At 71.5% G+C, this 24,792-nt stretch carries 23 protein-coding genes; 12 read left to right on the forward strand and 11 right to left on the reverse strand.

The window, feature by feature from the left end; all coding sequences use genetic code 11:
• Positions 1-202: 202 nt before the first annotated feature.
• Positions 203-1,606 (reverse strand): dihydrolipoyl dehydrogenase family protein, encoded by a 1,404-nt coding sequence (locus BLS95_RS21890; protein ID WP_090934116.1) that lies wholly within the window; start codon positions 1,604-1,606, stop codon positions 203-205.
• Between the two features lie 184 nt (positions 1,607-1,790).
• Here BLS95_RS21890 and BLS95_RS56945 point away from each other — a divergent pair, with 184 nt between their 5' ends.
• From BLS95_RS56945 to BLS95_RS21910, 3 genes are all read left to right on the forward strand, one after another.
• Positions 1,791-2,351, forward strand: coding sequence for a hypothetical protein (locus BLS95_RS56945; RefSeq protein WP_218135916.1), 561 nt, complete (start codon positions 1,791-1,793; stop codon positions 2,349-2,351).
• A gap of 2 nt (positions 2,352-2,353) precedes the next feature.
• The gene (locus BLS95_RS56950; protein ID WP_218135917.1) at positions 2,354-3,226 is read left to right on the forward strand and encodes a class F sortase; all 873 of its coding nucleotides are present in this window, start codon (positions 2,354-2,356) and stop codon (positions 3,224-3,226) included.
• 198 nt (positions 3,227-3,424) lie between these two features.
• A complete protein-coding gene (locus BLS95_RS21910) occupies positions 3,425-4,525 on the forward strand; it encodes a sialidase family protein (RefSeq protein WP_090934123.1) in 1,101 nt (366 codons plus the stop codon).
• Positions 4,526-4,945: 420 nt separating this feature from the next.
• Here BLS95_RS21910 and BLS95_RS21915 read toward each other — a convergent pair whose 3' ends face one another.
• The 4 genes from BLS95_RS21915 to BLS95_RS21930 all read right to left on the reverse strand — a co-directional run bounded on the left by BLS95_RS21915 (position 4,946) and on the right by BLS95_RS21930 (position 10,050).
• On the reverse strand, positions 4,946-6,802 hold the full coding sequence (locus BLS95_RS21915; protein ID WP_090934124.1) for a CheR family methyltransferase: 1,857 nt from the start codon (positions 6,800-6,802) through the stop codon (positions 4,946-4,948).
• 31 nt (positions 6,803-6,833) lie between these two features.
• The gene (locus BLS95_RS21920; RefSeq protein ID WP_176993321.1) at positions 6,834-7,844 is read right to left on the reverse strand and encodes a chemotaxis protein CheB; all 1,011 of its coding nucleotides are present in this window, start codon (positions 7,842-7,844) and stop codon (positions 6,834-6,836) included.
• 59 nt (positions 7,845-7,903) lie between these two features.
• A complete protein-coding gene (locus tag BLS95_RS21925; RefSeq protein WP_090934128.1) occupies positions 7,904-8,230 on the reverse strand; it encodes a hypothetical protein in 327 nt (108 codons plus the stop codon).
• 233 nt (positions 8,231-8,463) lie between these two features.
• On the reverse strand, positions 8,464-10,050 hold the full coding sequence (locus BLS95_RS21930) for an IucA/IucC family protein (RefSeq protein WP_090934130.1): 1,587 nt from the start codon (positions 10,048-10,050) through the stop codon (positions 8,464-8,466).
• A 71-nt stretch (positions 10,051-10,121) separates the two neighbouring features.
• Between BLS95_RS21930 and BLS95_RS21935 the strand changes: the two genes are divergently transcribed.
• Positions 10,122-11,693, forward strand: coding sequence for an IucA/IucC family C-terminal-domain containing protein (locus BLS95_RS21935; protein WP_090934132.1), 1,572 nt, complete (start codon positions 10,122-10,124; stop codon positions 11,691-11,693).
• A gap of 4 nt (positions 11,694-11,697) precedes the next feature.
• Here the strand turns inward: BLS95_RS21935 and rfaE2 are convergent, their stop codons facing one another.
• A complete protein-coding gene (gene rfaE2, locus BLS95_RS21940; protein WP_090934134.1) occupies positions 11,698-13,131 on the reverse strand; it encodes a D-glycero-beta-D-manno-heptose 1-phosphate adenylyltransferase in 1,434 nt (477 codons plus the stop codon).
• Between the two features lie 195 nt (positions 13,132-13,326).
• Here rfaE2 and BLS95_RS21945 point away from each other — a divergent pair, with 195 nt between their 5' ends.
• The 3 genes from BLS95_RS21945 to BLS95_RS21955 are packed head-to-tail and all read left to right on the forward strand — an operon-like array spanning position 13,327 to position 15,762.
• Entirely contained in the window at positions 13,327-14,355 is a 1,029-nt protein-coding gene (locus BLS95_RS21945) for a glycosyltransferase family 9 protein (protein WP_245765202.1), read from the forward strand.
• Between the two features lie 34 nt (positions 14,356-14,389).
• Entirely contained in the window at positions 14,390-14,968 is a 579-nt protein-coding gene (locus tag BLS95_RS21950) for a TetR/AcrR family transcriptional regulator (protein ID WP_090934946.1), read from the forward strand.
• Positions 14,969-15,000: 32 nt separating this feature from the next.
• Complete coding sequence (locus tag BLS95_RS21955; RefSeq protein ID WP_090934949.1) at positions 15,001-15,762, forward strand: SDR family NAD(P)-dependent oxidoreductase; 762 nt, start codon at positions 15,001-15,003, stop codon at positions 15,760-15,762.
• A gap of 102 nt (positions 15,763-15,864) precedes the next feature.
• Here the strand turns inward: BLS95_RS21955 and BLS95_RS21960 are convergent, their stop codons facing one another.
• Positions 15,865-17,388 (reverse strand): golvesin C-terminal-like domain-containing protein, encoded by a 1,524-nt coding sequence (locus tag BLS95_RS21960; RefSeq protein ID WP_090934136.1) that lies wholly within the window; start codon positions 17,386-17,388, stop codon positions 15,865-15,867.
• Between the two features lie 269 nt (positions 17,389-17,657).
• On the opposite strand from BLS95_RS21960, the gene BLS95_RS21965 reads away from it, so the two are divergent.
• Both BLS95_RS21965 and BLS95_RS21970 read left to right on the forward strand, forming a co-directional pair.
• The gene (locus BLS95_RS21965; protein ID WP_090934952.1) at positions 17,658-19,610 is read left to right on the forward strand and encodes a family 10 glycosylhydrolase; all 1,953 of its coding nucleotides are present in this window, start codon (positions 17,658-17,660) and stop codon (positions 19,608-19,610) included.
• Between the two features lie 51 nt (positions 19,611-19,661).
• Positions 19,662-20,747, forward strand: coding sequence for a sensor histidine kinase (locus BLS95_RS21970; RefSeq protein WP_218135918.1), 1,086 nt, complete (start codon positions 19,662-19,664; stop codon positions 20,745-20,747).
• Here BLS95_RS21970 and BLS95_RS21975 read toward each other — a convergent pair.
• Both BLS95_RS21975 and BLS95_RS21980 read right to left on the reverse strand, forming a co-directional pair.
• A complete protein-coding gene (locus BLS95_RS21975) occupies positions 20,736-21,089 on the reverse strand; it encodes a YbaB/EbfC family nucleoid-associated protein (protein ID WP_090934138.1) in 354 nt (117 codons plus the stop codon). The genes BLS95_RS21970 and BLS95_RS21975 overlap by 12 nt on opposite strands.
• 42 nt (positions 21,090-21,131) lie before the next feature.
• A complete protein-coding gene (locus BLS95_RS21980) occupies positions 21,132-21,521 on the reverse strand; it encodes a YbaB/EbfC family nucleoid-associated protein (RefSeq protein ID WP_176993322.1) in 390 nt (129 codons plus the stop codon).
• A gap of 132 nt (positions 21,522-21,653) precedes the next feature.
• Between BLS95_RS21980 and BLS95_RS21985 the strand changes: the two genes are divergently transcribed.
• Genes BLS95_RS21985 through BLS95_RS21995 form a run of 3 tightly spaced genes read left to right on the forward strand, consistent with a single transcriptional unit; the run spans position 21,654 to position 23,666 of the window.
• Positions 21,654-21,974 (forward strand): hypothetical protein, encoded by a 321-nt coding sequence (locus BLS95_RS21985; RefSeq protein WP_143043827.1) that lies wholly within the window; start codon positions 21,654-21,656, stop codon positions 21,972-21,974.
• Positions 21,965-22,951 carry a hypothetical protein gene (locus BLS95_RS21990; protein WP_090934144.1) on the forward strand — a complete coding sequence of 329 codons (987 nt, stop codon included), beginning with the start codon at positions 21,965-21,967 and terminating at the stop codon, positions 22,949-22,951. Before BLS95_RS21985 ends, BLS95_RS21990 begins: the two co-directional genes overlap by 10 nt.
• A 49-nt stretch (positions 22,952-23,000) precedes the next feature.
• A complete protein-coding gene (locus tag BLS95_RS21995; RefSeq protein ID WP_090934146.1) occupies positions 23,001-23,666 on the forward strand; it encodes a hypothetical protein in 666 nt (221 codons plus the stop codon).
• A 29-nt stretch (positions 23,667-23,695) separates the two neighbouring features.
• On the opposite strand, the gene BLS95_RS22000 is transcribed toward BLS95_RS21995, so the two are convergent.
• Positions 23,696-24,154: a hypothetical protein gene (locus BLS95_RS22000; RefSeq protein ID WP_090934148.1), complete on the reverse strand. Its 459-nt coding sequence runs from the start codon at positions 24,152-24,154 to the stop codon at positions 23,696-23,698.
• Positions 24,155-24,391: 237 nt separating this feature from the next.
• Positions 24,392-24,745 (reverse strand): PadR family transcriptional regulator, encoded by a 354-nt coding sequence (locus BLS95_RS22005; RefSeq protein ID WP_090934958.1) that lies wholly within the window; start codon positions 24,743-24,745, stop codon positions 24,392-24,394.
• Positions 24,746-24,792 lie beyond the last annotated feature (47 nt).

The raw sequence follows: 24,792 nt of genomic DNA on the forward strand, positions 1-24,792 counted from the left end.
GCCCGCCGAGCGGCCGATGCGGTGAGGGTGGAGGCCCGCCGAGCGGCCGATGCGGTTGCGCCTTGTTCCTGCCCGTGGCGGCGGAGGCGCGCCGAATGCCCGATGCAGTGGGGGCGGAGGCCGCCGAGTGCCTTTGTGAGGCCGCTCGCCCGCCTTACCGCCCCATCACCCCTTACCGCCCCCACCCCGTCGGCTCATCGCCTCAGAGGCCGTACGCCTCCATCAGCCGCAGCCAGACCTCGCTCACCGTCGGGAAGGACGGCACGGCGTGCCAGAGCCGGTCCAGCGGCACCTCGGCGGTCACCGCGATCGTGGCGGCGTGCAGCAACTCGGCCGCGCCCGGCGCCGCGAACGTCACGCCCAGCAGCACCTTCCTGTCCTCGTCCACCACCGCCATGGCCCGGCCGCGGTAGCCGTCGCCCAGCAGGTAGGCCCCGGTGACCGAGCCCATGTCGTAGTCCACCACGCGCACCCGGAAGCCCGCCTTGCGCGCCGTCGCCTCTGTGTGGCCGACCGCGCAGATCTGCGGATCGGTGAACACCACCTGGGGCGAACCGTAGCCACCCGCCAGGTCGCGCATCGCGGGCAGCTCGTCGCCGCGCGCCCTGGCCGCGATCACGTCACCGGCGATCCTGGCCTGATATTTGCCCATGTGGGTGAGCAGCACCCTGCCGTTGATGTCGCCCACGGCGTACAGCCAGCCGCCGGACACCCCGGTCGCACGCATGCTGTCGTCCACGTCGACGGGTGCGTTCTCGGGCAGTCCGACCGTGTCGAGCCCCAGGTCATGCGTCGCGGCCCGGCGGCCGGTGGCCACCAGCAGCTCGTCGGCCTCCAGCGGCGGGCCCTCCGCCAGGTGCACCGTCACCGGCCCGCCGGGCCTGGAGCGCTCGACCCTGACGGTTTCGGTACGGGTGCGTACGTCGATCCCCGCCTCGGTGAACGACTCCATGACCATCTCGCCCGCGAACGGCTCCATCCGGTTGAGCAGGCCGTCACCGCGTACGAGCAGGGTGGTCTGGCGGGCGCCGAGCCCGTGCATGGCCTGGGCCATCTCGCAGGCCACCACGCCGCCGCCCAGGACCACCAGCCGCTCGGGGACCTCCTTGACCCCGGTCGCCTCGCGGCTGCCCCACGGGGCCGCCTCGGCCAGCCCCGGCACCGGGGGGATAACCGGGGTGCTGCCGGTGGCCAGCACGACCGCCTGGCGGGCGGTCAGCGTGCGTTCGCCTTCGGCGGAGGTGACACGTACTCGCTTGGGGCCGTCCAGCCGGCCGCGGCCCCGTACGAGCTCGCCTGGGACGTTGTCGATCCAGCGCGCCTGACCTGCGTCGTCGTAGTTGCTGACGGCCTCGTCACGCCTGGCCAGCACCTTGGACGCGTCGATCTCGCCGAGCGACAGTCCGGGAACCCGGCCCACCTCGCCCGCCAGGTCGACCGGGCGCAACAGGGCCTTGCTCGGTACGCAGGCCCAGTAGGAGCACTCGCCACCGGCCAGGTCGGCCTCGACGATCGCCACCGTCAGGCCGCCGCGCACGGCCCGGTCCACCACGTTCTCACCAGCGGGACCGGCGCCGATCACGATGACGTCGAATTCGTCAGCCACCCCTGCCTCCAGAAGCACTCGTCTATGAGCTGCAACTCTTTCACGTCAGGGTGCCGAGTAACGCGTCCGGGTCTTCGTCCTGGGTGAGAGACCTTTCATCTGGTGCTCATGGTGGCCCAACGGCAGGCAGAAAACCTTGATTCAACCGCGGACAGGCCGCGGACGGACATCAAGGGAGGCTCGGATGAGCCACAGGTTAAAGCGGCTCCTACTCGCCATCGCGGTCACCCTCGGACTGGGCGCCACAGGCCCCCTCCTCACGACAGCCACCGCCCACGCCACCACCACCGCCACCACCCACACGTCCACAACCCCGGACGACGACGATGACGACGACGGCCCGCGTGGTGGGGTGGACACGGGTGTCGGTGGGGCGTCTCGCGACGACGACGATGATGACGACGACGGCCCGCGTGGTGGGGTGGACACGGGTGTCGGTGGCGCGTCTCGCGACGACGACGACGATGACGACAACGGCCCGCGTGGTGGGGTGGACACCGGCGTTGGTGGGGCCTCTCGCGACGACGACGATGACGATGCCGCACCCAGCGGTGGGGTCGACACCGGGATGGGCGGGACCGCGGGGAAGGGCGCTGCTGAGAGCGTGACCCTCATTGGTGGGACCACTGAGGGTGGGTCCGGTCAGAGCGGGGCGGTGCCGTTGGTGCCGCTGGCTCTGGCTGGGGCAGGACTCTTCGGCTTCGGCGCGTACTGGCTGCGGCGCGCGTTCCTCACGGGGAGCTGACCATGCGACTGCTCGTGGCAGCCGCCACCAGCACCGTGCTCGCGGTCGGAGCCGGTGCCGCCGCAAACGCCCCCGCCTCGGCCCAGCCACAGGCGGCGACCCTCACCACATCCAATGCGGCAACCATTGCCAGAGGCGAAGCGGCGGCGATCCCAGCCTCCAGCAGGGTGGCGACCTCAACCTCCGGCGACTCGACAGCCTTGGCCTCTGGTGGGGCGGTGAACGTCGCGCCTGGCGGGGTGGCGATCTCAGGGTCGGGCAGCATGGTGACCTCAGCCTCCGGCGATTCGACAGCCTTGGCCTCTGGTGGGGCGGCGAAGGTCGCGTCCGGCGGGGTGATGACGTCGGGCGCCGGCGGCGGGGTGGCGACGACGTCGGGCTTCGGCGGCGGGGTGGTGACCTCAGGGGTGGGCGGCAGGGTGACCTCGGGTGTCGCCGACGTGGCTAATCCTGTGCGGTTGCGGATTCCCGCCATCGGTGTCTCCACCCGGGTGATCCCGCTGCGGCTCGACAAGAAGGGCGGGCTGGTGGCGCCCAAACAGTTCGACCGGGTGGGATGGAACAAGGCCGGGCCTGAGCCGGGCGAGACAGGTGTGGCCGTGATCGCGGGGCACGTCGATTCCGCCACCGGTCCGGCGGTGTTCTACCGCCTGCGTCAGCTCCGCAAGGGTGACCGCGTTCACGTCGATCGGGCCGACGGCGGCACGGCCACGTTCGTGGTCGGCCGTCTGGCCCGTTACCCGAAAAACCGCATCCCCAACAAGGAGGTCTACAGCTCGGGCAAGGGCACCCAACTGCGCCTGATCACGTGCGGCGGGACGTTCGACCGATCCCGCCGAAGCTACCGCGACAACGTGATCGTGTTCGCCAGTTGAACCATCTCCTCCACCTGTGCCGCCGAGGCCCCGACTCCTCGGCGGCACAGCCGCGCCGCGTCGATGGTGCTGGGTGGCGGGGGAGAATTCGGGGTTGGGGCTTTTGTTGCTTGTGTCCCTGGGGCACCAGGGGCCCCATTCGCCGTCACGTCGGGTGGACGTCGGGGTGCGTTAACCCGGGAGACGTAGCGTGCTCGCATGGCGGATCATTACCCCACCTCTGTGCCGTATCGGCAGGCGACCGATGGCTACCACACCTTCCGGATTCCCGCTGTCGTGGTGACCGGGGCGGGCACGGTGCTCGCGTTCGCGGAGGGGCGGCGTGGCTCGGCCGGGGACTCCGGGCACATCGATCTCGTGCTCAAGAGATCCTCCGACGGGGGAGCGACGTGGGGAGTCCTCCAGGTGGTCGCCACGGAGCCGCGCCGGGGGACCGCGGGCAACCCGGCGCCGGTGGTGCTGGAAGACGGTCGGATCGTGCTGGTGTTCGTACGGCAGGGGCCGTCGGCGACCGAGGACAAGATCAGGCGCGGGCAGGTGGCAGCGGCCGACGGGCGTCGGGTGTTCATGCAGGTCAGCTCGGACGACGGGGTCACCTGGTCCGCGCCCAAGGAGATCACCGCCAGCGTGAAGCGGTCGGAGTGGCGCTGGTACGCGACCACCCCCGGGCACGCCGTCGAGCTGCGCCAGGGCCCGAACGCGGGGCGGATCGTGGTGCCCGCCAACCACTCCCTGCCGCCGAGCGGATCCGACAACGGCACCGAGGGCAAGTACAACGGCGGCCACTCGCTGCTCAGCGACGACGGCGGACAGACCTGGCGCATCGGCTACGTCGACGACAACCCGGACGGCTACGTCAACGTCAACGAGACCACCGCCACGGAGTTGCCTGACGGGCGCCTCTACTTCAACACCCGCACCGAATCCACCGCCCCCGGCACCAGGGCCGACGCCTATTCCGCCGACGGCGGGCAGAGCCTTGAGCGCCCCTTCCGCCCGCAGGCGGGGTTGGTCGGGCCGGTGGTGGAGGGCAGCGTGCTGTGGTGCGCATCGCCGGACGTGCTGCTGTTCTCGGGCCCGGCGGACCCGGGCGCGCGAGCCCTGATGACGGTACGCGCCAGCGCCGACCTCGGCGTCACCTGGCGTGCCGTGCACACGGTGTCGGGACTGCCCGCGGCCTACTCGGACCTGGTCCGGCTGGACGCGGACACGGTGGGGCTGCTCTTCGAGACCGGGGACTTCGGGCCGTATGAGAGCATCGCCTTCCGCCGCATCCCTGTCGCCGACCTCATCCCCTAGGCTCGCCTTCCCGTCCACGTTGATCCGTCCCGCTAGGTACGTTCGCGTTCCTCGTGTACGTGCGTCTGTCCCGCTAGGTACCTCCGCGTTCCTCGTCTACGTGGGCCGCTTCGTGGTTCACGCTCCTCGTCTGCGTGGGTCCATCCCGCTTCGTGGGATCGCGGTCTCGTCCGCGTGGGCCGCTTCGTGGTTCAGGTTCCTCGTCTGCGTGGGTCGGTCTCGCTTTGGGGGTCGCGTTCTTCATGTACGTGGGTCGGTCTCGCTTCGTGGGTTTGCGTTGCCGTTTGCGTGGGTGCATCCCGCTTCGTGGGTTCGCGTTCTGGGTGGGCTGGCCCTGTCTCGCTACATAGGTCGCGTTGTTCTTGTCGCGGTGACATGACCTTGTGAGGTCCGCCTCATCCAGGTGTGGTGCGGAGACGGTCAGTCGGTGTCGGTTACGTTCATGACCATGATCAAGCCGTGTACGTCGTCGTTCTCCGTACGCAGGTGGGAGAGCTGGACCGACAGCGGCGTGGGCCGACCGCGGCGGTTGACCGCGTCGAGCACGATGCTCTCCGCGTCCGTCGGCGTCCGGGCGCCGTTGTCGTCCAGTGCGGTGCGTAGGCGCGGGATGAGCGAGTCGAGTGGCAGGCCGATGTCGAGCGCCGCGATCGAGTCGCCCACGGCCTCGTCCGCCCGCACGCCCCACAACTCCTCGGCCCCCTGGCTCCAGACCACCACCCGAAGGCCCTCGTCCAACACCACCACGGCGTCGCCGAGGCTGCGGACCACCGAGGAGACGAACCGGTTGACCTCGTCGAGCTCGATCGTGCGGGCCGTCAGGGCGTCGTTGATGTGCTGCAGCTCGTCGTTGGTGGACTGCAGCTCCTCGTTCATCGTCTCCAGCTCCTCGTTGGTGGACTGGAGTTCTTCGTTGGTGGTTTCGAGTTCCTCGTTGGTGGACTGGAGCTCCTCGTTGGTCGTCTCCAGCTCCTCGTTGAGCGACTGCAGCTCCTCGTAGGCCTGTTCGAGCTGCCTGTTGGCCTGTTGCAGCTCGTCCCTGAGCTTGCGGTAGCGCGTGACGTCGAAGAAGTGGATGCCTATCCCGACCAGGTTTCCCGTCGACAGCAGGGGAACCACGGAGACGTCGAAGATGCTGCCTTCGGGCAGGCCGGCGCGGTGCCAGGCGACCTCTCGCAGCTCGATCGGGCGCAGGTCACGGCGGGCGCGTTCGATGACCGAGCGCAGCTCGACGGGACGGTAGGAGACCACCAGGTCCTGGAAGGGCCGGCCGAGGTCGCGCGGGCTGAGGCTGAACAGCGCCTCGGCCTTGGAGTTGGCCAGCGCGAGGTTGCCCGCGAGGTCGACGACGATCTGCGCGACGGGCCCGGAGGCGAGCGCCACGGCCGCCAGCGTGGGCAGTCGTGAGGCGGGGTCGGGCGTCGTGTTCATGGCCGTCCAGGAGGCCCGGTCGGCGTGGTCGGCCGGCTTGATCTTCCTGAACAGCCGCATGCGCAGGTCCACCGGCTCGAACTTGTCGCCGTGGTTGAGCAGCATCTCGGCCTTGCCGAGGAAGAGGAACCCCGGGTCGGACAGCGCGAAGTGGAAGCGCCGGACGATGTTGACCTGCATCTCCGTGTTGAAGTACATCAGAGTGTTACGGGCCAGCAGCAGGTCGACGCGGGAGATCGGGGCGTCCTGGGTGAGGTCGTTGCGGCCGAAGATCAGCTGGCGGCGCAGGTCGCGGCGGAACGTGTAGCCGCTCTCCACCGGCTCGAAGTACGTCTCGCGCAGGTCGATCGGCACGTCGGCGAGCGCCCGGTCGGTGTAGACGCCCGTCCTGGCGATCTGCAGCGCCTTCTCGTCCAGGTCCGTGCCGTAGATCTTCACCCGGTCCCGGAACGCGTCGATGCCCAGCTCCTCTGCCAGCACCATGGCGATGGTGTAGGCCTCCTCACCGGTGGCGCACCCGGCGCTCCAGACCCGGATGGGCCGGCCGGACGCCTTCTGGCCGAGCAGGGCGGGGATCACCGTCTCGCGCAGTCGCTGCCACGCGACGGCATCCCTGAAGAAGCCGGTGACGTTGATCAGCAGGCTGTCGAACAACCTGCCGAACTCCTCCGGCTCCAGCTCCAGCAGATCGCGGTATTCGCCGTAGCCACGCAACTTGAGCGCCTCCAGCCGGCGCGCGATGCGCCGGATGAGGGTGTTGCGTTTGTAGCCGGTGAAGTCGAAGCCGCGCGTCTCCTTGAGCAGTAGCAGGAGGTCGTCGAATCCGCGCTCTTCCTCCGGTGTCACAGCAGCCAGCCTACGCCGGGTCGGCTCCCGTTCAGCCCGACAGCAAGGTGTCGCCCGAGCGTCCGATCCGGGACTGCAGCAGGCGGATGGTCTCCACGGCCTCGCGGGTGCGCTGCTCCTCGTCCTGGAAGTAGCTGCTGGACAGGTACTGCCCACGGTCGGCGGCCGACCTGCGCATCCGTTCGAGCACCCGCAGCCGCTCCTCCAGCCGCTGGATGGCCACCCAGAGGGCGCGCTCGACCGAGTCCGACTGCGCGTCGATCATGCTGTCCCTGGACCAGGCGTGGCCCACCCTGCAGATGAAGCGGGGCGCGGCGGCGCCCTCCTGCTCGTAGATGGGACCACCGCATTCCGGGCAGCTGAAGGCGATGAGGTCGCCGTCGGGATCCGTCAGTGCCGGAACCTCCCGCAGGAACAGGGCGATCTCCTTTTCCATGTCTCCGTTGTACACGTGGTCCTCCGTACTCACAGGGGTACGGCTCTGCTGCTGTATCCAGGCCGCGATCTCGCGTACGGGCAAGATCGTGGCGTCCGGCACCGCCGAGACGGCCGCCCTCGGCATGCCGGGGAAGGCGCATTCCGCGCAATCCTGGACGGCGACCGCTCCCCCGTAACGATCGATCACCTCACAGCCCTTGGCTCCGTCGTCCAGCGTGCCGCTCAGGACCACGGCCGCCGCGCGGGGGCCGGCGTCCAGCGCCGCGCTCATGAACAGCGGGTCGGCCGCCGGTCGGTGCCCGTTCTGTCGCGGGCCCCGTGACAGTCGTGTCCTGCCGCCATGCAGGAGCAGGTGGTGGTCGGGGCGGGCGACGTAGACGCGGCCGGGTCGTACCGGTTCGGCGTTCTCCGCCGGAGCGGCCTTGAGCGGCCCCGCGCGGTCGAGGATGTTGGCCAGGACGCTGCTGCTCTGTGGTGGTACGTGCAACACCACGAGCAGGGCGGCCGGTAGGTCGGGCGGCAGTCCGCTCAGCACGGTACGCAGGGGCTCCACGCCGCCTGCTGAGGCGGCTACCACGATCACGTCACGTCCGGCCGTCCTCATGCCTCCTCCTCTGTCCAGGAATGGCGAGGCCATGCACGTGGGCAGGGTTTTGGCGGGTTTTACCAGCGGACCGCGGCGGGTGCCGCCGGCCTTGGGGCGTCCGGTGGCAGGGCGGAGCGTGCGACGGCGAGACTGGCGTGCATGGCCAGCAGGCTTTCGGCGCAGCGCAGGCGGGCGGAGAGCAGGCGGTCGGAGCTTGCTTGCGTGCGCGCGAGCTGGTGGGTCAGCGTCAGCCGCTGCCGGTTGAGCTGATCGAGCAGCTTGCGCGACTGGAAGATGATCCGCGGCAGTGGGGCGGGGGCGGAGGCCGGCGATTCGCGGTGCGGTGGTGCATGGTCGCGGGCCAACGTCCGGTCCCCGGCCCGCATCCGGTCCCCGGCCCGCATCCGGTCCCCGGCCCGTGGCCGGTCCTCAGCTCGCGTTCGGTCCTCGGCTTGCGTGCGGCCCAGGTGGGGCAGGTGGCCAGGTGGCCGCCCTTCTCGCTCAGCGCCCGGTGCATGGAGGCGAGCTGGTCGAGGCCGTTGAGATCGCAGAACCACAGGCCCGCCGCCGCGACGATCACGAAGCCGGGACGACGCTCACGGCCCTCCAGCCGCCGCGCCTGTGCGGTCGCACCCGTTCAGGCGAACGCCGCGAGCGGATTGTGCAGGTCGACCCAGCTGTCCCCGGCCGGCGCGTCGTCCAGCCGCGCCAGCAGGTGGCCCTTCACCCTGAGGTACGGCCCGAACAGGGCCGCACGATCGGTCCGCACGTCCGGGGTGGCCGGGAGCCGGTCGAACGCGTCCCGCGCGGCGCCCGCCACGACGGCCCAGAGCCGGGACTCCGCAGTCCGGTCGCCCTGTCCGAACTGCGATATCAGGCTCCCGAACGTGGTGCCGACCAGCGAACCGAAGAGCTTGGCGTGCAGCACCTCGGGATCGTCGGTGAGCAGGCGGGCGCTGACCGGCGGGCGTTCGATGCCGTTGCGGTCCAGCCGGGCGGGACTGATCCTGATGTCGGCCAGGTCGCGGTAGACCAGCCGGGCGGGGGAGCCGTCGTGGCCGGGCACGACCAGCAGGTTCTGGCCGTGGGCCTCCAGCGCCACGCCGAGGGCCAACAGGTCCAGCGTGTCCGTCAGGGCCAGGCGGGCGAACGCCGCCAGCCATCGGTCCGGCTCACCGGACGGCGCACGGGTGATTGCCGCGACCGGGATCGCGTTCCGCGGCGACGGCTCGCGCAGCAGGGCCGACACGTCGGCGCTGGGCTCGCCACGCACCCTGGCGGCGGCGCCGGCCAGGTAGCGGACGATGCGCGGGCGGCCGCCCCGGCGCGCCGACAACGTGGTGAGCAGGTGCGACAGGGCGAGGCAGTCGCGTACGGAACCGGGGGAGATGTCCCTGACGCCCGAGGTCAGGCGGGTGCTCAACGCCGTCTTGACGTGCGGGCCGCCGTCGAGCGGGGCCAGGGTGCGGGCGGACATCAGCGGCCGGGCCGGCAGCGCCCCGGTGGCGTACGGCCGCAGGCCCAGGGCGGGCAGGACGTGCCGGGTCTGCCAGGGGTGCACCGGCAGCAGCAGCCGGTCACCCTCGGTGAGGGCGTCCGGCCATGGGCCCGTGACCAGGCATTCGGCGGCGGGCAGCGCGACCAGGTCGAGCGGGACGACGGGGTGGTGCTCCGGCATGTACGCGAGCTGCTCGGCCACCGAGATCCCCGGCCGGTTGCGGCACCCGGGGTGGTACGGATGGCCGTCCACCACGTCCTGCTCGTGGTCCACGGCACCGCTGGGGACGGAGTGCGGTCGTGCGAGGGCGCCGGCGCGGGACAGCGCCAGGGAGGCGACGCTGTTGTCCAGGTCCTCGATCAGCCGTGCGGTGCCGGGCAGGTCGAGGGCGGACAGCAGCTCGGCCGGGTGCGTGTGCGGCCGGCCGTCCAGCCACAGGCACGGCTCGCCGTCGAGGTCGTACGGCGACCGCGCCCGCCCGGCCAGCCCCCGTCCGCCGGACAGGAGGACCTTCGCCTCCCGGCCGGGCGGCGGCACGACCGCGGGCTCCCCGCTCCTGCCGCCTGAGCCGGCGGCCAGCCCAGGGAGGGGCTCGTACAGGAGACCGCGCCAGAGGCGGCCCAGGACGGCGGCGCGGGCGCCGGGGAGCGCCGCGGCGTAGGCCGCCGACAGGTCCGGGCGCACCGCGGCCAGTTGTGCCGCGAAATCAGCCTCCAGCCGCCGCATGTTCCCCCCTGATTCCCGGCATACGCCTGATAGCTACCCGTTGGGGCAGGAGTAGGAATAAAAGGGTCGCCATGGCAGCCATCGACGATTTCCTCCCGTCCTCCGGGCCGGAGCAGGAGGCATGCAGAGACGCCGAAGCCCTCGCGACGACCGCGCTGCTCAACTGCCTCATCCGCGAGGTCGCCGCCCCGCTGGGCGACGGCGGGCACGTGCTGCCCGCGACCGGCCACGTCCTGCGCACCGGCGGCGGGCGTTTCCCCGCCGAACCCGCGCTGCGCACGCCCGCCGGCTGGCGCCCGCTGGCGCTGGAGGAGCTCGTCGGCCTGGCGGTGGCCGAGTTGCGGGCGGGCACCGGAGTCGCCAACGACGCGCTGCCCGCCGAGATCCGGCACAGCCGCGACGTCATGGCCACGCTGCTGGCGACCAGGCGCACCGCCGTGCCGCCCGCGGACCCGTACCTGCGGTCGGAGCAGGCATTGGTCGCCGGGCACCGCTACCACCCCGCGCCCAAGGCCCGCGGCGGGGGCGGGCCGGCCGCCTGGCTCCCGTACGCGCCGGAGGCGCACGCCAGCTTCGCCCTGCCGCTGCTCGGCGTGCCCGCGCGGGACCTGGTCGAGGAGGGGGACGCGGGCGCGCTGGACGGGCTCGGGCCGCCCGCGGGCGACGGGCTGGCCCTGCTGCCCGCCCATCCCTGGCAGGTGGAGTTGCTCGGCGGCCTGCGCGACGGGCGGCTGCGCCACCTGGGCGCCACGGCGGCCAGGGCCGTGCCGACCTCGTCGATCCGTACGGTGTACCTGCCGGAGCCGGACCTGTTCTGCAAGTTCAGCCTGGACCTGCGGATCACGAACGACGTGCGCCGGCTCTGGCTGCGCGACCTGCGCCGGCTGAGCCTGCTCGCCGGCCTGCTGGGCGTGGCCTTCGACGACCTGCCGGAGCACGTGCCGCGCCCCGCCGTGCTGCGCGACCGCGGCTACCGCAGCGCCGAGCTGGGAAGGGACGGTGGCGAGGCGCTGGCGGTGATCGTCCGGGACGGCCTGCGCGAGCACCTGCTCCCCGGGCTGACGGCGCTGCTGGCGGCCGGCGTCAGCGAGGGCTTCCCCGGCAACCCGCTCGACGGGCTGGGCCTGGAGGGCGCGCTCACGTGGTGGGAGGGCTATCTCGGCCACCTGGTGCCCCCGGTCCTGCACGCCTACCTCCGCCACGGGGTCGTGCTCGAATGCCACCTGCAGAACGTGCTGATCGCGGTGGACGGGTACGGCGCCCCGGCACAGGTGATCTTCCGGGACCACGAGGGGGTCAAGCTCGTCGCCGACCGGTACCCGCTGCTGCGCGGCGGCCACCTGCTCGGCCGTACGCAGGCCTGGGAGCGGCTGGTGTACTGCCTGCTGACCAACAACCTCTGCGAGATCGCCGGTGCCGTCACCGCCCGGCATCCGGGGTTGCGGGCCGAGTTGTGGGCGCGGGCCAGGACCGTGTTCGCCGCCTGCGGCAAGGAGCACGGCGATCCGGAGGAGCTGCGTGACCTGCTGGCCGCCACGCACGTCCCGGCCAAGGCCAACCTGCTGCTGCGCTGGCTGGACGCGGACGGCGGCGCCATGCGCTGCGTGCCGGTGCCCAATCCGCTGCGGCCTCCCTTCCCGTGATCGGTCACGCGCTGTCGAACTGTTCGGGCAGCGACCGCAGGCGGCCGATGATGGCGGTGGTCGAGCGGTCCGGCAGGTAGCCCAGCACCCGTACCTCGCCGCCCAGCGAGCGCACGAGCGGGGCCTCGGCCAGCATCTCCGGGGTGTAGTCGCCGCCCTTGACGTAGAGCTCCGGCCGGATCATCCGGAGCAGCCGTTCCGGAGTGTCCTCCTCGAACTCCGTCACGTAGTCCACGTCGTTCAGCGCGGCGAGCACGGACATGCGGTCCTCGCACGGGTTGACCGGCCGCCCCGGGCCTTTGAGCCTGGCCACGCTGGCGTCGCTGTTGACCGCCACCACCAGCACGTCGCCGAGCTGGCCCGCCTGCTCCAGGTAGGTCACGTGCCCCCGGTGCAGCACGTCGAAGCAGCCGTTGGTGAACACCACCCGCTCGCCCCTGCGCCGGTGCTCGTCCAGGAGCTGGGCCAGGCGCTCGGCGGTCTGCACGGCGCCCTCCTGGCGGCGCAGGGCGCGCAGCAGCTCGTATCGGGTGCAGACGGCCGTGCCCTGGCGGCGCACCACGACGCCGGCCGCAGCCTGGCCCGCCTCCGCGGCCTCCTCCGGCGTCGCGCCGCCCGCCAGCCAGAGCGCGAACGCGGCCGTGTAGGTGTCTCCCGCGCCGGTCGCCATGTGGTGCGGCGCGGGCTGGGCGTAGGTCCGGTACGGCGGGCGGCCGCTCCTGTGCAGCAGCGTGCCCTCGCCGTCCAGCGTGGTCACCACGATCCGGGCCCCGGTCAGCTCCAGCAGCCGGTCGGAGCGCGACGTCAGGTACGCCAGCCGGTCGGCGTTCCCGTCCACGTGGCCGAGCAGGCGTACGACCTCGGCGTAGTTCGGCAGGACGGCGGCCGGTCCGCTTTCGCGCCACGGCGCCACCGCGTGTGCGTCCACCACCAGCAGGGGGAGCCCGGTGAGCGCCCGGCGTACGGCGGGGGTGAACACGCCGCCGCCGTAGTCGCAGGCGACGACCACGTCCGCGCCGGGCAGGGCCGCCGTGAGCCGTTCCAGCAGCTCCCGCTCAGCCTGGCCGGAGAGCACGTCGAGGTCCTCCTCGTCGTAGCGGGCGGTGAGCTGCCCGCTGGCGACCAGCCGCCACTTGTGCGAGGTACGCCGGCCCGGCACGGTCAGCAGGTCCGTCTCCACCCCGCGCAGCCGCAGGGACCGTACGAGCTCGTCCCCGCAGGCGTCGTCGCCCACGGCGCCGACGAGCCGGACGTGCGCGCCCAGCGCCACCAGGTTGGCCGCCGTGTTGGCGGCCCCGCCGGGCGCGTCCTCGGTCGCCTCCAGGCTCATCACGGGCACCGGCGCCTCCTGGGCCAGGCGCTTGGCCGAGCCGAGCAGCCAGGAGTCGAGCATGACGTCCCCGACGACCACCACGTTGACGGCCTTCTCAGTGCCCATGAGGAGCGAATACCAGCAAAAGCCCAGCTCAAACCAGTTAACCGGCCGAGGTCGCTGGGTAGCCCGCCGCCTATGCACCACCACGCGCACCCGGACGAAGCCAGCTCCGCGCCCACGAAGGCGGACAGCTTCGCTTGCACAAAGGCGGACGGCTCCGCGCATCCTGGGGAGGGCACGACGGCGCTGGTGGGTGGCGTGCGGAGGATCGCGGTGCTGCGGGCCAACGCGCTCGGTGACTTCCTGCTGGCCCTGCCGGCGATGGAGGCGCTCAAACGGGCCTACCCGGGCGCTCGGCTGACCCTGCTGGGCACCTCGTGGCACGCCGCCTTTCTGGCGGGCCGGCCGGGGCCGGTGGACGACGTGGTGGCGCTGCCGCCGATCTCGGGCGTTTCCACCCTGGAGATCGGCCGCCCGGCCCCGGATGGCCTGTGCGAGGAGTTGCGGGAGCGCGGCTTCGACCTGGCGGTACAGATCCACGGGGGCGGGCGTTACTCCAATCCGTTCGTCCGGCGGCTGGGGGCCAGGGTGAGCGTGGGGCTGCGGGCTCCCGGGGCGCAGGCGCTGGATCGCTGGGTGCCGTACGCGGACCACCACCACGAGACCTTGCTCTTCCTCCAGGTGGCCGCGCTGGTCGGCGGGGTCGCGGACGGCCTGGAGGCGCGGGTGGCGGTCACCGGGGACGACCGCGCGGAGCTGGCCCGCGCGCTCGGCGAGCCGCCGCCGGGGCTGGTGGCCGTGCACCCGGGCGCGCGCGATCCGCGGCGGCGCTGGCCGGCGGAGCGCTTCGCCGAGGTGGCCGACCGGGTCGGGCGGCCCGTCGTGGTGACGGGCACTCTGGAGGAGAAGGACCTGGTGATGGGCGTGGTCAGCCGGATGAGCCGGCCCGCGATCCCCGTCGCGGGCGCGCTCGGCCTGGGCGGGCTCGCCGCGCTCTACGAGCGCTGCGACCTGGTGATCGCCAACGACACGGGCCCGCGCCACCTGGCCGCCGCGGTGGGCACGCCCACGGTCGCCGTGTACTGGTGCGGCAACCTGATCAACGCGGGACCGCTCAGCAGGACCAGGCACCGGCCGCTGATCTCGTGGACCACGGCCTGCCCGGCGTGCGGGGCGAGCCTCGTGGACCCGGCCGCCGCACGGTGCCCGCACGACGGCTCGTGGGTGGCCGGCATCCCGGTGGACGCGGTGCTGGATCAGGCCAGGGAGCTGCTCAGCGCAAACTAGACCGATCGTTCTTGAATGTGTTAGCTTGACCGCCGTGGCGAGGAGCAAGGAGTTCGATCCGGAGGTCGCCCTGCAGCGCGCTCTAGAGTTGTTCTGGGAGCGCGGATACGAGGCGACGTCGATGGCGGATCTCGTGGAGCGGCTCGGCGTGGCCCGGGCCGGCATCTACGCGACCTTCGGCGGCAAGCGCGAGCTCTATCTGAAGGCGCTGGAGCGCTATATGGAGCAGGGCAACGTGGTCGAGCCGCTGTCCCAGCCCGGCCCCGCGCTGCCCGCGCTGCGGGCGTTCCTCGACCGCTACGTGGCCGAGTGCCTGGCCGACGAGCTGCGGCGGGGCTGCCTGGTGGTCAACACGGCGGTGGAGCTGGCCGGGCGGGACCCGGCGGCGGCGCGCAAGGTGACGGCGAGCTGGGCGGAGCTGGAAGCGGCGCTCGCCTCCTCGCTGATCAGGGCGCGCGCCCAGGGCGAGATCCCGGCGGGGAAGGACCCGCACGCGCTGGCCAGGTTCCTGCTCGTGCTGCTGCAGGGGGTCAGGGTGCTGGGCCGGGCCGACCCGGATCCGCGCCGGTTGCGCGACGCGGTCGAGCAGGCCATGAACGCGGTCCAAATTTAAGAACGATCGATCTACTAATGGAGACATGGACGATGGCTGGGCGATTCGACGGCAAGGTGGCCCTGGTGACCGGGGCGAGCGGGGCCGTGGGCCGGGCGGTGGCGCTCGCGTACGCGCGGGAGGGAGCCGCGGTGCTGGCCGTGGGCCGGGACGATGCCAAGCTGGCCGAGGTGGTCAAATCGATCGAGGAGGCCGGCGGGCGGGCCGGGGCGTTCGTCGCGGACCTCACCCGGTCGGCGGAGGCGGCCGCCATGGTGGAGGCCGCCGTCTCTCGGTTCGGCGGGCTCGACGTGGCCTGCAACGCGGCCGGGATCTTCGGCCAGGCGGCCCCGGTGGCCGACTACGACGAGGACGTCTGGGACGAGGTGCTGGCGGTGAACCTCAAGGGGGTGTTCCTGTCGATGAAGCACGAGATCGCGCACATGCGCGCGCACGGTGGCGGCGCCATCGTCAACGTGGCCTCCAACCTCGGCGCGCACTGGCGGCTGGCGGGAGCGGGGGCCTACGTGGCCTCGAAGGCCGGGGTGAGCTACCTGACCCGCACCGCGGCCCGGGAGTGCATCGGCGAGGGCGTGCGCGTCAACGCCGTCAGCCCCGGTCCCGTCGACTCGCCCATGTCCCTGCGCCCCGGGGAGACGCCCGAGGACCGGGCCGTCCGGATGAGGAGCGCGCTGCCGATCGGCCGGGTCGCCACGCCCGAGGAGATCGCCGCGGCGGTGCTGTGGTTGTCCTCGCCGGAGTCGAGCTTCGTCGTCGGCCAGGACCACGTGATCGACGGCGGCGCCACGGCCTGACCACGCCGCCCGGCCTCGGCTTGAGCGCCTGAGGGCGCGGCCCCGCCTGGAGTGCCGAGGATGCGGCCCGCGCCGCCAGGAGGGCGCGGGCCGCACGATTCGTCAGGACAGGCGGCTGATCCGGACGGCGTCGGCGATGACCAACCCCGTGCCTCCGGTCCAGCGGCTCGTTCCCACGACGTTGTAGGTGCCGGCGTTGAGGGTGAAGGTGCCTATGTTGCGCCAGGCGCCTCCGCCGGCACGTTGGTCGACATAGACGGTCTGATTACCGCTCGACGTCGCCACTATGTACGGTGCCGAACTGTTGTATCCAGGATCGTCCGGATACCAGACCTCCACCCGGTAGCTTCCGGTGCTGGGGATCGCGGCCGAGTACCACGCCGGGTCGCTGGCTTCGACCGGTTCGGCGAAGCGGTAGTCGGCGCCGTAGCGCTGGGTGGAGTACGTGGAGGTACCCCAGTTGGCGCTGGCGGTGAACTGGCCCGCGGTGGTGTTGTCGATGGTCGTCGACCACGTCGGCGGCTCGGTGGTGCCACCGGTCACGTAGTTCATGTACGTGGTCCAGTTCCAGTTCCGCCCCGGGTCGGTGTGGGTCGCCCCGGGCACCTCGCTGTGGCCGACGATGCCGGTCCGGGTCTTGGGAATGCCGTACTTGTCGCAGAGGTAGCGGGTCAGCGCGGCCGAGGCCCGGTACATCGCGTCGGTGAACCACGAGGCGTTGTCGACGAAGCCCTCGTGCTCGATGCCGATGGAACGGTTGTTGAAGGTGGAGTTCCCCGCGTGCCAGGCGACGTCCTTGTCACGCACCATCTGGGTGATGGCGCCGTTGGAGGACTTGACCACGTAGTGGGCCGAGACCTGCGCGGCGGGGTTCTGGAACCAGGAGATGGTTCCCGCGTACGAGCCCTGGGTGACGTGGATGACCACCCGGTCGATGTTGTAGCTGGTCTCCCGGCTGGACACCCGGTAGTTGCTGGTGCTGGCGGGCACCCAGGCGGCCGGCGGGTAGTCGGGGCTGGCCAGCGCGGCCCTGGCGTTCAGGTCGCGGGCCTTGGCGTACTCGCCGCGGTCGGCGGTGACCTCCTGCGGCTTGACCTGCACGCCGCGGATGTCGAGGCCGAGGCCGAGCTGCTCGTACACGGCGTCGGCGTAGAGGCGGGCCAGCTCGGGAGAGGAGGCGTTGGCGTACTTGGCGACGGACTGGTACCAGCGGCCCACGTCCTTCCTGGCGGTCTCGTCGAGGCCGAGGGCGTCGGCGTGGGAGCGCAGGACGGCCGCGCCGCCGAGGATGTTGGCCGCGTCGTCGTTGCGCAGCTGCTCGACCGGGAGGCCGGTCAGCTCGGCGGCCTTCTCGAGCGAGTGGTTGGTGGGGTTGCTGACCAGGTGCATCATGCCGTAGCCGCCGCTGGCGCTGGGCTCGCCGTTGTGGCCGTCGAGACGGGTCTCGGCGTAGGCCACGGCGACGAGCAGGTCGCGGGGCACGTCGTGATCGGCCGCCGCCTTGGCGAACGCGGCGGGCAGCGCCGGCTCCTTGGCCTGGGCCAGAGCGGGCTGGCCTGCGGCGATGAGGAGGGCGGCGAGCATCGTGGTGGCGAGGGCGGTTAATCGCTTACGGACGAGAGTCATGGGGGGCTCCTCGTTGGCGATGACGGCAGCACGCTACGGCACCTTCTGACAAATGTCGATAATTGACATTACATCCGTGTTAAGTGAAACTTTCCGCCCCAGGTTTCTCGCTCCGCATTCGACGAAAGCGCCCGGTGGCGTACGGGAGATGGCCTGGGGATGGCATTCGAGGGCATTCGGGGTGGCGTCGGGGAGGCGCCGAAGATTGGGCCCCCACGATGTTGTGAAAACTATTGCGCTTCCCGGCGATCGCCCTGAAACTTCCTTTCGTGACCGCGCTCCTGCGTACCATCCTGGCGGCGCTCACCGCCGCACTCGTCAGCATCGTGGCCCCCACCCCCTCCTCCGCTTCCTCCATCGCCTGCGCGACCGACCCGGCGACCCCGAAGCGGCAGCTCAGAGCCATGTGGATCTCGTCGGTATCGAACATCGACTGGCCGAGCCGCACCGGGCTGAGCGTGTCGGCGCAGCAGGCCGAGTTCCGCGCCTGGCTGGACCTGGCCGTCCAGAAACGGATGAACGCCGTCATGGTGCAGGTCAGGCCGACGGCCGACGCGTTCTGGCCCTCGCCGTACGAGCCGTGGTCGCAGTGGCTGACCGGCACCCAGGGTGGCAACCCCGGGTACGACCCGCTGGCGTTCATGGTCAACGAGGCCCACGCCCGGAACCTTGAGTTTCACGCCTGGTTCAACCCGTACCGGATCGCCAACCACGCCGACCCCGCCCGGCTCGTGGCAAGCCACCCGGCCCGGCAACACCCCGGCTGGCGGTTCGCCTACGACGGGAAGTTGTACTACAACCCCGGCCTCCCCGAGGTCCGCGACTTCATCGAGGACGCGATCATGGACGCCGTCTCCCGTTACGACGTGGACGGCGTACACCTCGACGACTACTTCTACCCCTATCCGGCCAGCGGCCAGAGCATCCCCGACGCCGCCGCCTACGCCGAGTACGGTGACGCGTTCGACGACATCGCCGACTGGCGCCGCGACAACGTCAACCAGCTCGTACGCGAGCTGGACCAGCGCATCCACGCGGCCAAGCCGCACGTGTCGTTCGGCATCAGCCCGTTCGGCATCTGGCGCAACTCCAGCACCGACCCGCTCGGCTCGCGAACCTCGGGCCTGCAGTCGTACGACGCCATCTACGCCGACACCAGGCAGTGGGTGAAGCAGGGCTGGGTGGACTACCTGGCGCCGCAGATCTACTGGCACATCGGCTTCCCCACGGCCGCCTACGAGGTGCTCACCGCCTGGTGGTCCGACGTCGTCAGGGACAGCGGCGTGCAGCTCGTCGTCGGCCAGGCCGCCTACCGCTCGGGCGCCTCCGGGCAGGACGCCGCCTGGCAGGACCCGGCCGAGCTGAGCGACCACCTGACCGACAACCGGCGGCACCCCGAGGTCGTCGGCGACATCTACTTCAGCGCCAAGGACGTCAGGGCCGACCGCATCGGCGCCATGACCCGGCTCGTGAACACCCACTACACCAGGCCCGCCCTGCTGCCCGCCCGCGGCACCGGCGGCGCCCCCGCCGCGCCCGCGATCACCGCGGCCACCCGGGTCTCGAACGGCGTCCAGGTCTCCTGGACGGGTTCGGGCACCTCGTACGCGGTCTACCGGGTGGACGGCTCGCAGTCCGCGGCCGATCCGTGCTTCTTCGCCGACGCCCGCAACCTCGTCACGACCACCCGGCAGACCACGTTCACCGACACCTCCGCCGCCGCCGGGACGTACACGTACTACGTGGCCGCGCTCAACCGGCAGCACCGGGAGAGCCCGCCCAGCGCGGGCAGGGTCGTGAGCTCGTCGGGCGGCTCGTTCAGCGTCGTGATCGACAACGCCGATGCCGGGTTCACCGCCAGTGCGAACTGGGGCACCTCCACCTTCTCCGGGCAGCTGCACGGCGCCGACTACCGCTTCGCCGACCCGGTCACGGCCAGCGACCCGGCCTGGTACCGGGCGGCCATCCCGAGCGCCGGGAGCTACCGCGTGGAGGTGTGGTATCCGGGCAACGCCGGTTACAACAGCGCGACGCCGTACATCGTGGCCGCGACCGGCGGCAACCAGACCGTGACCGTGGACCAGCGCTCGGGCGGCGGGCAGTGGCGGGTGCTCGGCACGTACCAGCTCGCGGCCGGGACGTACAACGTCGTGGGAGTGAGCCGCTGGACCTCCACGACCGGCTACGTCGTCGCCGACGCCGTACGGATCAGCAAGGTCTGAACCGACAGCCGGAGTCTGGGCAGGGTCGTCGGATGATCGTACGATGAGCCGGTGGACGGTGCCGGCCCGCGAGCGATCGACGCGGTCGCGGTCCTGGTCGCGGCGGGCCTGACGGTGGCGACCGGCTATCCGGGGCCCGTGCTCGTGGTCCTGGTGGCGGCGGCGCTGCCGGTGCTCTGGATGCGCCGCGCGCCGCTCACCGTCGCCTGGATCGGCGCGGGCACGGCCATCGCCCTGCCCGTGTCGTCGGTGCTGGTGCCCGCCTCCGTGCTGCTGCCCGGCGAGCTGCTGCTCTGGCCGCCCGCCTGCCCGTTCGCCGTCTACGGCGCGCTGGCGTTCGCGGCCGAGCGGCACCGCGGGGTGCCGCAGTGGTCGCCGGTGGTCACCCTCGCCCTGGCCACGGTGGCCTTCCCCGACCCGGCCCTGGCCTTGCGCACCGGGGTGGTGATCGCGCTGTCCGCCTTGTACGGCATGTACATGTCCGTCAGGGAACGCCTGCGGCACGAGCTGGCCTCACGGGCCGAGCGGGTGGAACGCGAGCGGCTGGCGGGCGAGATGCACGACGTGGTCACCCACCGGGTGAGCCGGATGGTGCTGCAGGCCGGGGTGCTGGCCGTGGCCGCGGGCGACGAGCGGGCCAGGGCGGCGGCCGAGGAGCTGCGCGCGACGGGGTACGAGGCGCTGGAGGAGCTGCGGCACATGGTGGCGCTGCTCCGGCGGGGCACCGGGGAGGGGTTCGACCGGGGGCTGCCGCTGCCCGACCTGCGGCCGTTGATCACGGAGTCGGCCGCCGCCGGGGTGCCGGTGGAGCTGACCGTCATCGGCACGCCGGTGCCGCTGCCCGGTGCCGTGGGGCGGACGGCGTACCTGGTGGTGCGGGAGGCCCTCACGAACGTGCGCAAGCACGCGCCCGGCGCGGACGTCCGGGTGCAGGTCCGCTTTCTGCCGGGCTCCGTACGGCTGAGCGTGCGCAACACCCCCGGCCAGCCGGACGCCTGGGTCACCGGCACCGACCCCGGGATGGGCCTGCCGGACCTGCGGCAGCGGGTGGAGCTGGTCGGCGGCACGCTGGAGACGGGCGAGCAGGAGGAGGGCGGCTTCCGTGTGGAGGCCACGCTGCCCACCTCACCATCCTGACTCGGGGTTCAGCAGGCGCTCGAACCGGGCGTTGGCCTCAACGGGGTCGAAGCCCGGCATCGCCTCGCGCATGAGGTCGTGAGCCTGGCGTTCGGCCTCCTCCCGGCCCCGCCGCACCGCCTCCAGCACCTCGTCCGCCAGCGCCGAGCTCCCCAGGCGCATGGCACGCGGATCGAAGGCGACCTCCAGGACCTGGCCGTTCGGGTCCACGGCGACCTTGACATGGCCGGACGGGCCCTCACCGACAGCGACGATCTTGCCGAGCTCGTCCTGCGCGGTCTCCAGCCACGCCCGCATCTGCTCTTCCTGGCGGGCCTCCGCGTTGAGGTCCTGCTCCCTCATGTCGCGGGATCCATCTGGTGGGCGTGCACACCTGCCTCCAACCTAAAGAAGATCGCGGATGACCTGCTCGGCCCTTGCCCGGACGAAAGTCTCGCCGAGCGGTTTGGGCAGCTCGGGAACCTCTCCCATGGCCTTGCTCGCGATCTGCTGGGCCTGCAGAGCCGCGTCCTGCTGGGCCGCTTGGAGCACGGCCGTCACCTGCCTGGCGAGCTCGCCCTCATGGAGCCGCATGGCGCGGGGGTCGATGCGCAGCCCGGTGATGTCACCCCGGCCACCGGCGGTCGCCTTGACGAGGTCGTCCTCGCTCGCGGCCCGGCCCACGACCTGCCCTATCGCGGCCTGCGCCGCCTGCAGGCCGCGCATGGCCCTGCGGGTCGTGGCGTAGATCTGTTCGACGTATTCGCGGTCTTCTTCTGGCGGTGGTATCGGCATGTCTTGCTCCGGTGCCAACGAGTGAAGGTCCCAGTGTAGACAGACCATTAACGTGATCTTGCCGTGGACTGCGGCACTCCTGTCCGAAGAGTGTCCTCAAGATCATGAAATATGACGCTATGGTGGATGAGCATGACGGGACTTGAGGTCGCAATGGGGGCGATGGGGCAGGATGCCTCTCGGATCAGGACCCATGGGGAAGACGTCGGAGCCGCCATCCGGACGTACAGCCAGGGCGTGGACGGCGTGGCGGCCTCCGGCGACGACGGCCTGTTCGGCGATTTCGTCGCTGTTTACGCCGAATGCAGGCAGATGAAGGTCGCCGCGCTTTCCGGCCTTTCCACCGAGGCGGTCGCGACAGGCGACGGCCTGCACGGCGTGATCAGGAACACGCGCGACACCGAGATCGCCAACGCCGCGAACGTCGGGAACATCGGCGACACATGGGCATAACGCTGGACCCCGCGCTCACCGGGATGATGTCGATGATCGGCCCCTTCGTGAGCGCTGACGAGGACATGTTCAGAGGCGAGGGCAACGCCGACCGTACGCTGCTCGCCGGTGTGCTCCCCGCGGCGAACGGGGCCGATACGGCGGTCCGCGGCGCGCAGCAGGGCTACCGCGGCGAGTCCGCCGCCGCCATGGAGCAGCACTGGAACAGGGTCGGCAACGACGGCGGCCACATCACCCAGGCCACCGCAGCGATGCGGATGTCGCCCGCGATCCTCGACGGCGGCGCCTCGGTGGTGTCCGCGATGAAGGTCGGCCAGGTCATGCAGGCGGCGACCGCGCTGGTGGACGTCCAGAAGCTGCTGTTAGCCGGAGGTATGGCCGCGGGTGCGGCCGCCAGCGCTCGAATACTCGCCGCGCGCCGGGCGAACCAGGGGATCATGCACGCGGGCAGAGAGGCCGTCGGCAGCCAGCTGGTTCGCATATTGCGGACGAAGGTCCTTGAGCCCATGCGGCGAATCGCGGAGGGCCTGCGCCGCCCGGGCGGCCCCGGGGGCATGCCGGCACTGGCCGGCGCGGGCGGCCCCCGCGTCCCGATCCGGGCCGCAGCTCTGAGGGCCCCGTCCGGCCCTCGCTCCGTCCGGGACGGCATGGCCCAGATGGGCCGCAGGAACAGGGGATCGAGCGGTGGTAGTGGTGGCGGCGGGGGCGGGCGCCGAGGCGGCGGTGGCGGCGGCAGGGGGATTTTCGGCCGAGACCGGACCGGCAAGATACATGGAGAGACCCTCAACGACGCCAGGGGCATGACGAAGGCGGAGGCGGAGGCGGCCAAGAAGGAGATGGAGGCGAGCCTCAGGGCGAGGAAGGCCGAGGAAGACAGGCTGGGCTGGGAGTCGGGGCATGCCGAGAGGATCAGAAGGGAAGAGCGGGCTCTCAGAGAGTTCGAGGAGAGCATGCGGCGGCAAGGATACGAGGGATGAGCTCACGTCCGGCGACGCGGAGCGCAAGAGGAACAGGTGGTGACGGCCGATGCAGAGCCAAGCAGGCGACGATCTGATCGAGCGCATCCGCATGCATCCGGCCGACGACGACGTCGTGGGCCCGGCGGCCAACGACCTGTTGAGCGAGCTGTACAAGGGATACCCCGTCGAGAACCTCGGCAGGCTCCTCCACAGCGACGATGACCTGGTCGTACGGACGGGGACCTGGGTGCTGTCGGAGCTGGGGGAGCTCGCCGCCCCGATGATGGACGAGGTCCCGGCCCTGCTCGCCAGCCCCATCCGTAACGTACGGTATTTCGCGATCGAGGTCGTGCTGCTGAACGCCGACGAACGGCATGGGCCCGCCATCGCGAGCGTCATGAGGATGAGCATGGACTACGATGCCGCCGTCCGCTGGAAGGTCCTCGAGTTCCTGTCCGAAGCCTCGACCGATCAGTTGGAGGCGGGGGCGTCGTCCCTGGAGGCCGGTCCGGTCAAGACCCTGGCCGACTGGCTGGTCCGCCAGGACGACGAGGAGCCCGACCCGGGTGACGTCCTCGCCCGGCTCCAAGGCCCCGACCCGATGGCCCGGCTGTTCGCCGCGGCGGCTGCCGCACGCCTGTCCGATGAGGACAGGAGCCTCCTGGAGCACGCGCTCACCGCCGAGGACGAGGAGATCCGCTCATTCGCCCAGGAGCGGCTGAGCGAGAACTGACCCAGCGGCGTGGCCGGCGAATCTGGCGGTCAGTCCGGGGCCCAGTACTTCTCCAGTGCCTCTTCCAGGAAGCGGACCACCGGCTGCCAGTCGGCGGGTAGCGTGTAGCGGGTGGCGCGGTGGCCCTGGTGGGTCAGGGTGTAGGCGATGAAGTCGGCGCCCTGAGGGCGTGCCTCGGAGGGGCCGATCCGCAGGTTCGCGAGGTGGCCGCGCAGCACGGCCAGCTCCTCGGCCGTCAGGGGCAGGTCCACGACCGGGCCGGTGCGGCGGCTGAACGCGGCCCGGCCGTCGGCGGCGACGATCACCTGATTGTCGACGCCCGCGAAGCCGCCCTGCTCACGCAGCTCGACCAGCGACTCCTGCGGTACGTCCGCCGCCGGAGCAGCCGGAGCTCGCGCAACGGACACCGGGGCCGCGCTCGCCCTCGTGGCCAGGGCGAGCACCAGGACGAGCACCGGCAGGAACACGATCCGCCAGATTCTCCTCATGTCCCTTGGACGTACCACGGCCCCGATCGGCTCAATCACCCGAGCACCTGTCTGAACGACTTCATGAGGCGTAGTAGGCGAACTGGTCGTTGATCCGCGCCTCGATCGACGACAACCGCGGCTCGTAGACGGCGTAGAAGCCGGCGGTAGCGCCGCTCCAGCGCCGTCATGCCGTCCTGCCGCATCCAGGGGCCGATCCGACGGCCATCACGGGCCCGGGGGACGATCTGGCGGCCGTCATAGGCCCGGCAGGCGCGGGGCGAGGGCGGCTGCCTCCTGGGTTCGCAGGACCAGGGCGGCGGCCGCCTGCATGCGTCTGGCCTCGGCCTCCACCAGCGCCTGGCCCTGATCGGTGATCCTGAAGTAGCGCCGGTTGCGGCCGTTGACCGTCTCCTCGCGGTCCACGGTGATCACCCCGCGCTCGTTCAGGCGTTCCAGGATGCCGTAGAGGGTGCCGACCGACGGCTGGACCCGGCCCTGCGACAATTCCTTGATCGATTTGCTGATCGCGTGTCCGTGCATCGGTCCGGCGCGCAGCGCGGCGAGCACGAAGTACATCGGCTCGCTGACTTCTGAGGTTCCCCTGGGCATGGCCGACATTATTCCGTTCAACGGAGCGTCGGCAAGGCCCGGCGGCC

Origin of the sequence: Nonomuraea jiangxiensis (assembly GCF_900099965.1) — a bacterium.
GTDB lineage: Bacteria > Actinomycetota > Actinomycetes > Streptosporangiales > Streptosporangiaceae > Nonomuraea > Nonomuraea jiangxiensis.

Excerpts from the sequence above, each read along its gene's own strand:
- BLS95_RS21990 (WP_090934144.1), top strand. The coding sequence starts at position 21,965 with ATGGGCATAACGCTGGACCCCGCGCTCACCGGGATGATGTCGATGATC.
- BLS95_RS56945 (WP_218135916.1), top strand. The coding sequence starts at position 1,791 with ATGAGCCACAGGTTAAAGCGGCTCCTACTCGCCATCGCGGTCACCCTC.
- BLS95_RS21985 (WP_143043827.1), top strand. The coding sequence starts at position 21,654 with ATGACGGGACTTGAGGTCGCAATGGGGGCGATGGGGCAGGATGCCTCT.
- BLS95_RS21930 (WP_090934130.1), bottom strand. The coding sequence starts at position 10,050 with ATGCGGCGGCTGGAGGCTGATTTCGCGGCACAACTGGCCGCGGTGCGC.
- rfaE2 (WP_090934134.1), bottom strand. The coding sequence starts at position 13,131 with ATGGGCACTGAGAAGGCCGTCAACGTGGTGGTCGTCGGGGACGTCATG.
- BLS95_RS21925 (WP_090934128.1), bottom strand. The coding sequence starts at position 8,230 with ATGCGGGCCGGGGACCGGATGCGGGCCGGGGACCGGACGTTGGCCCGC.
- BLS95_RS21980 (WP_176993322.1), bottom strand. The coding sequence starts at position 21,521 with ATGCCGATACCACCGCCAGAAGAAGACCGCGAATACGTCGAACAGATC.
- BLS95_RS22005 (WP_090934958.1), bottom strand. The coding sequence starts at position 24,745 with ATGCCCAGGGGAACCTCAGAAGTCAGCGAGCCGATGTACTTCGTGCTC.
- BLS95_RS21975 (WP_090934138.1), bottom strand. The coding sequence starts at position 21,089 with ATGAGGGAGCAGGACCTCAACGCGGAGGCCCGCCAGGAAGAGCAGATG.
- BLS95_RS56950 (WP_218135917.1), top strand. The coding sequence starts at position 2,354 with ATGCGACTGCTCGTGGCAGCCGCCACCAGCACCGTGCTCGCGGTCGGA.
- BLS95_RS21995 (WP_090934146.1), top strand. The coding sequence starts at position 23,001 with ATGCAGAGCCAAGCAGGCGACGATCTGATCGAGCGCATCCGCATGCAT.
- BLS95_RS21960 (WP_090934136.1), bottom strand. The coding sequence starts at position 17,388 with ATGACTCTCGTCCGTAAGCGATTAACCGCCCTCGCCACCACGATGCTC.
- BLS95_RS21935 (WP_090934132.1), top strand. The coding sequence starts at position 10,122 with ATGGCAGCCATCGACGATTTCCTCCCGTCCTCCGGGCCGGAGCAGGAG.
- BLS95_RS21920 (WP_176993321.1), bottom strand. The coding sequence starts at position 7,844 with ATGAGGACGGCCGGACGTGACGTGATCGTGGTAGCCGCCTCAGCAGGC.
- BLS95_RS21910 (WP_090934123.1), top strand. The coding sequence starts at position 3,425 with ATGGCGGATCATTACCCCACCTCTGTGCCGTATCGGCAGGCGACCGAT.
- BLS95_RS21955 (WP_090934949.1), top strand. The coding sequence starts at position 15,001 with ATGGCTGGGCGATTCGACGGCAAGGTGGCCCTGGTGACCGGGGCGAGC.
- BLS95_RS22000 (WP_090934148.1), bottom strand. The coding sequence starts at position 24,154 with ATGAGGAGAATCTGGCGGATCGTGTTCCTGCCGGTGCTCGTCCTGGTG.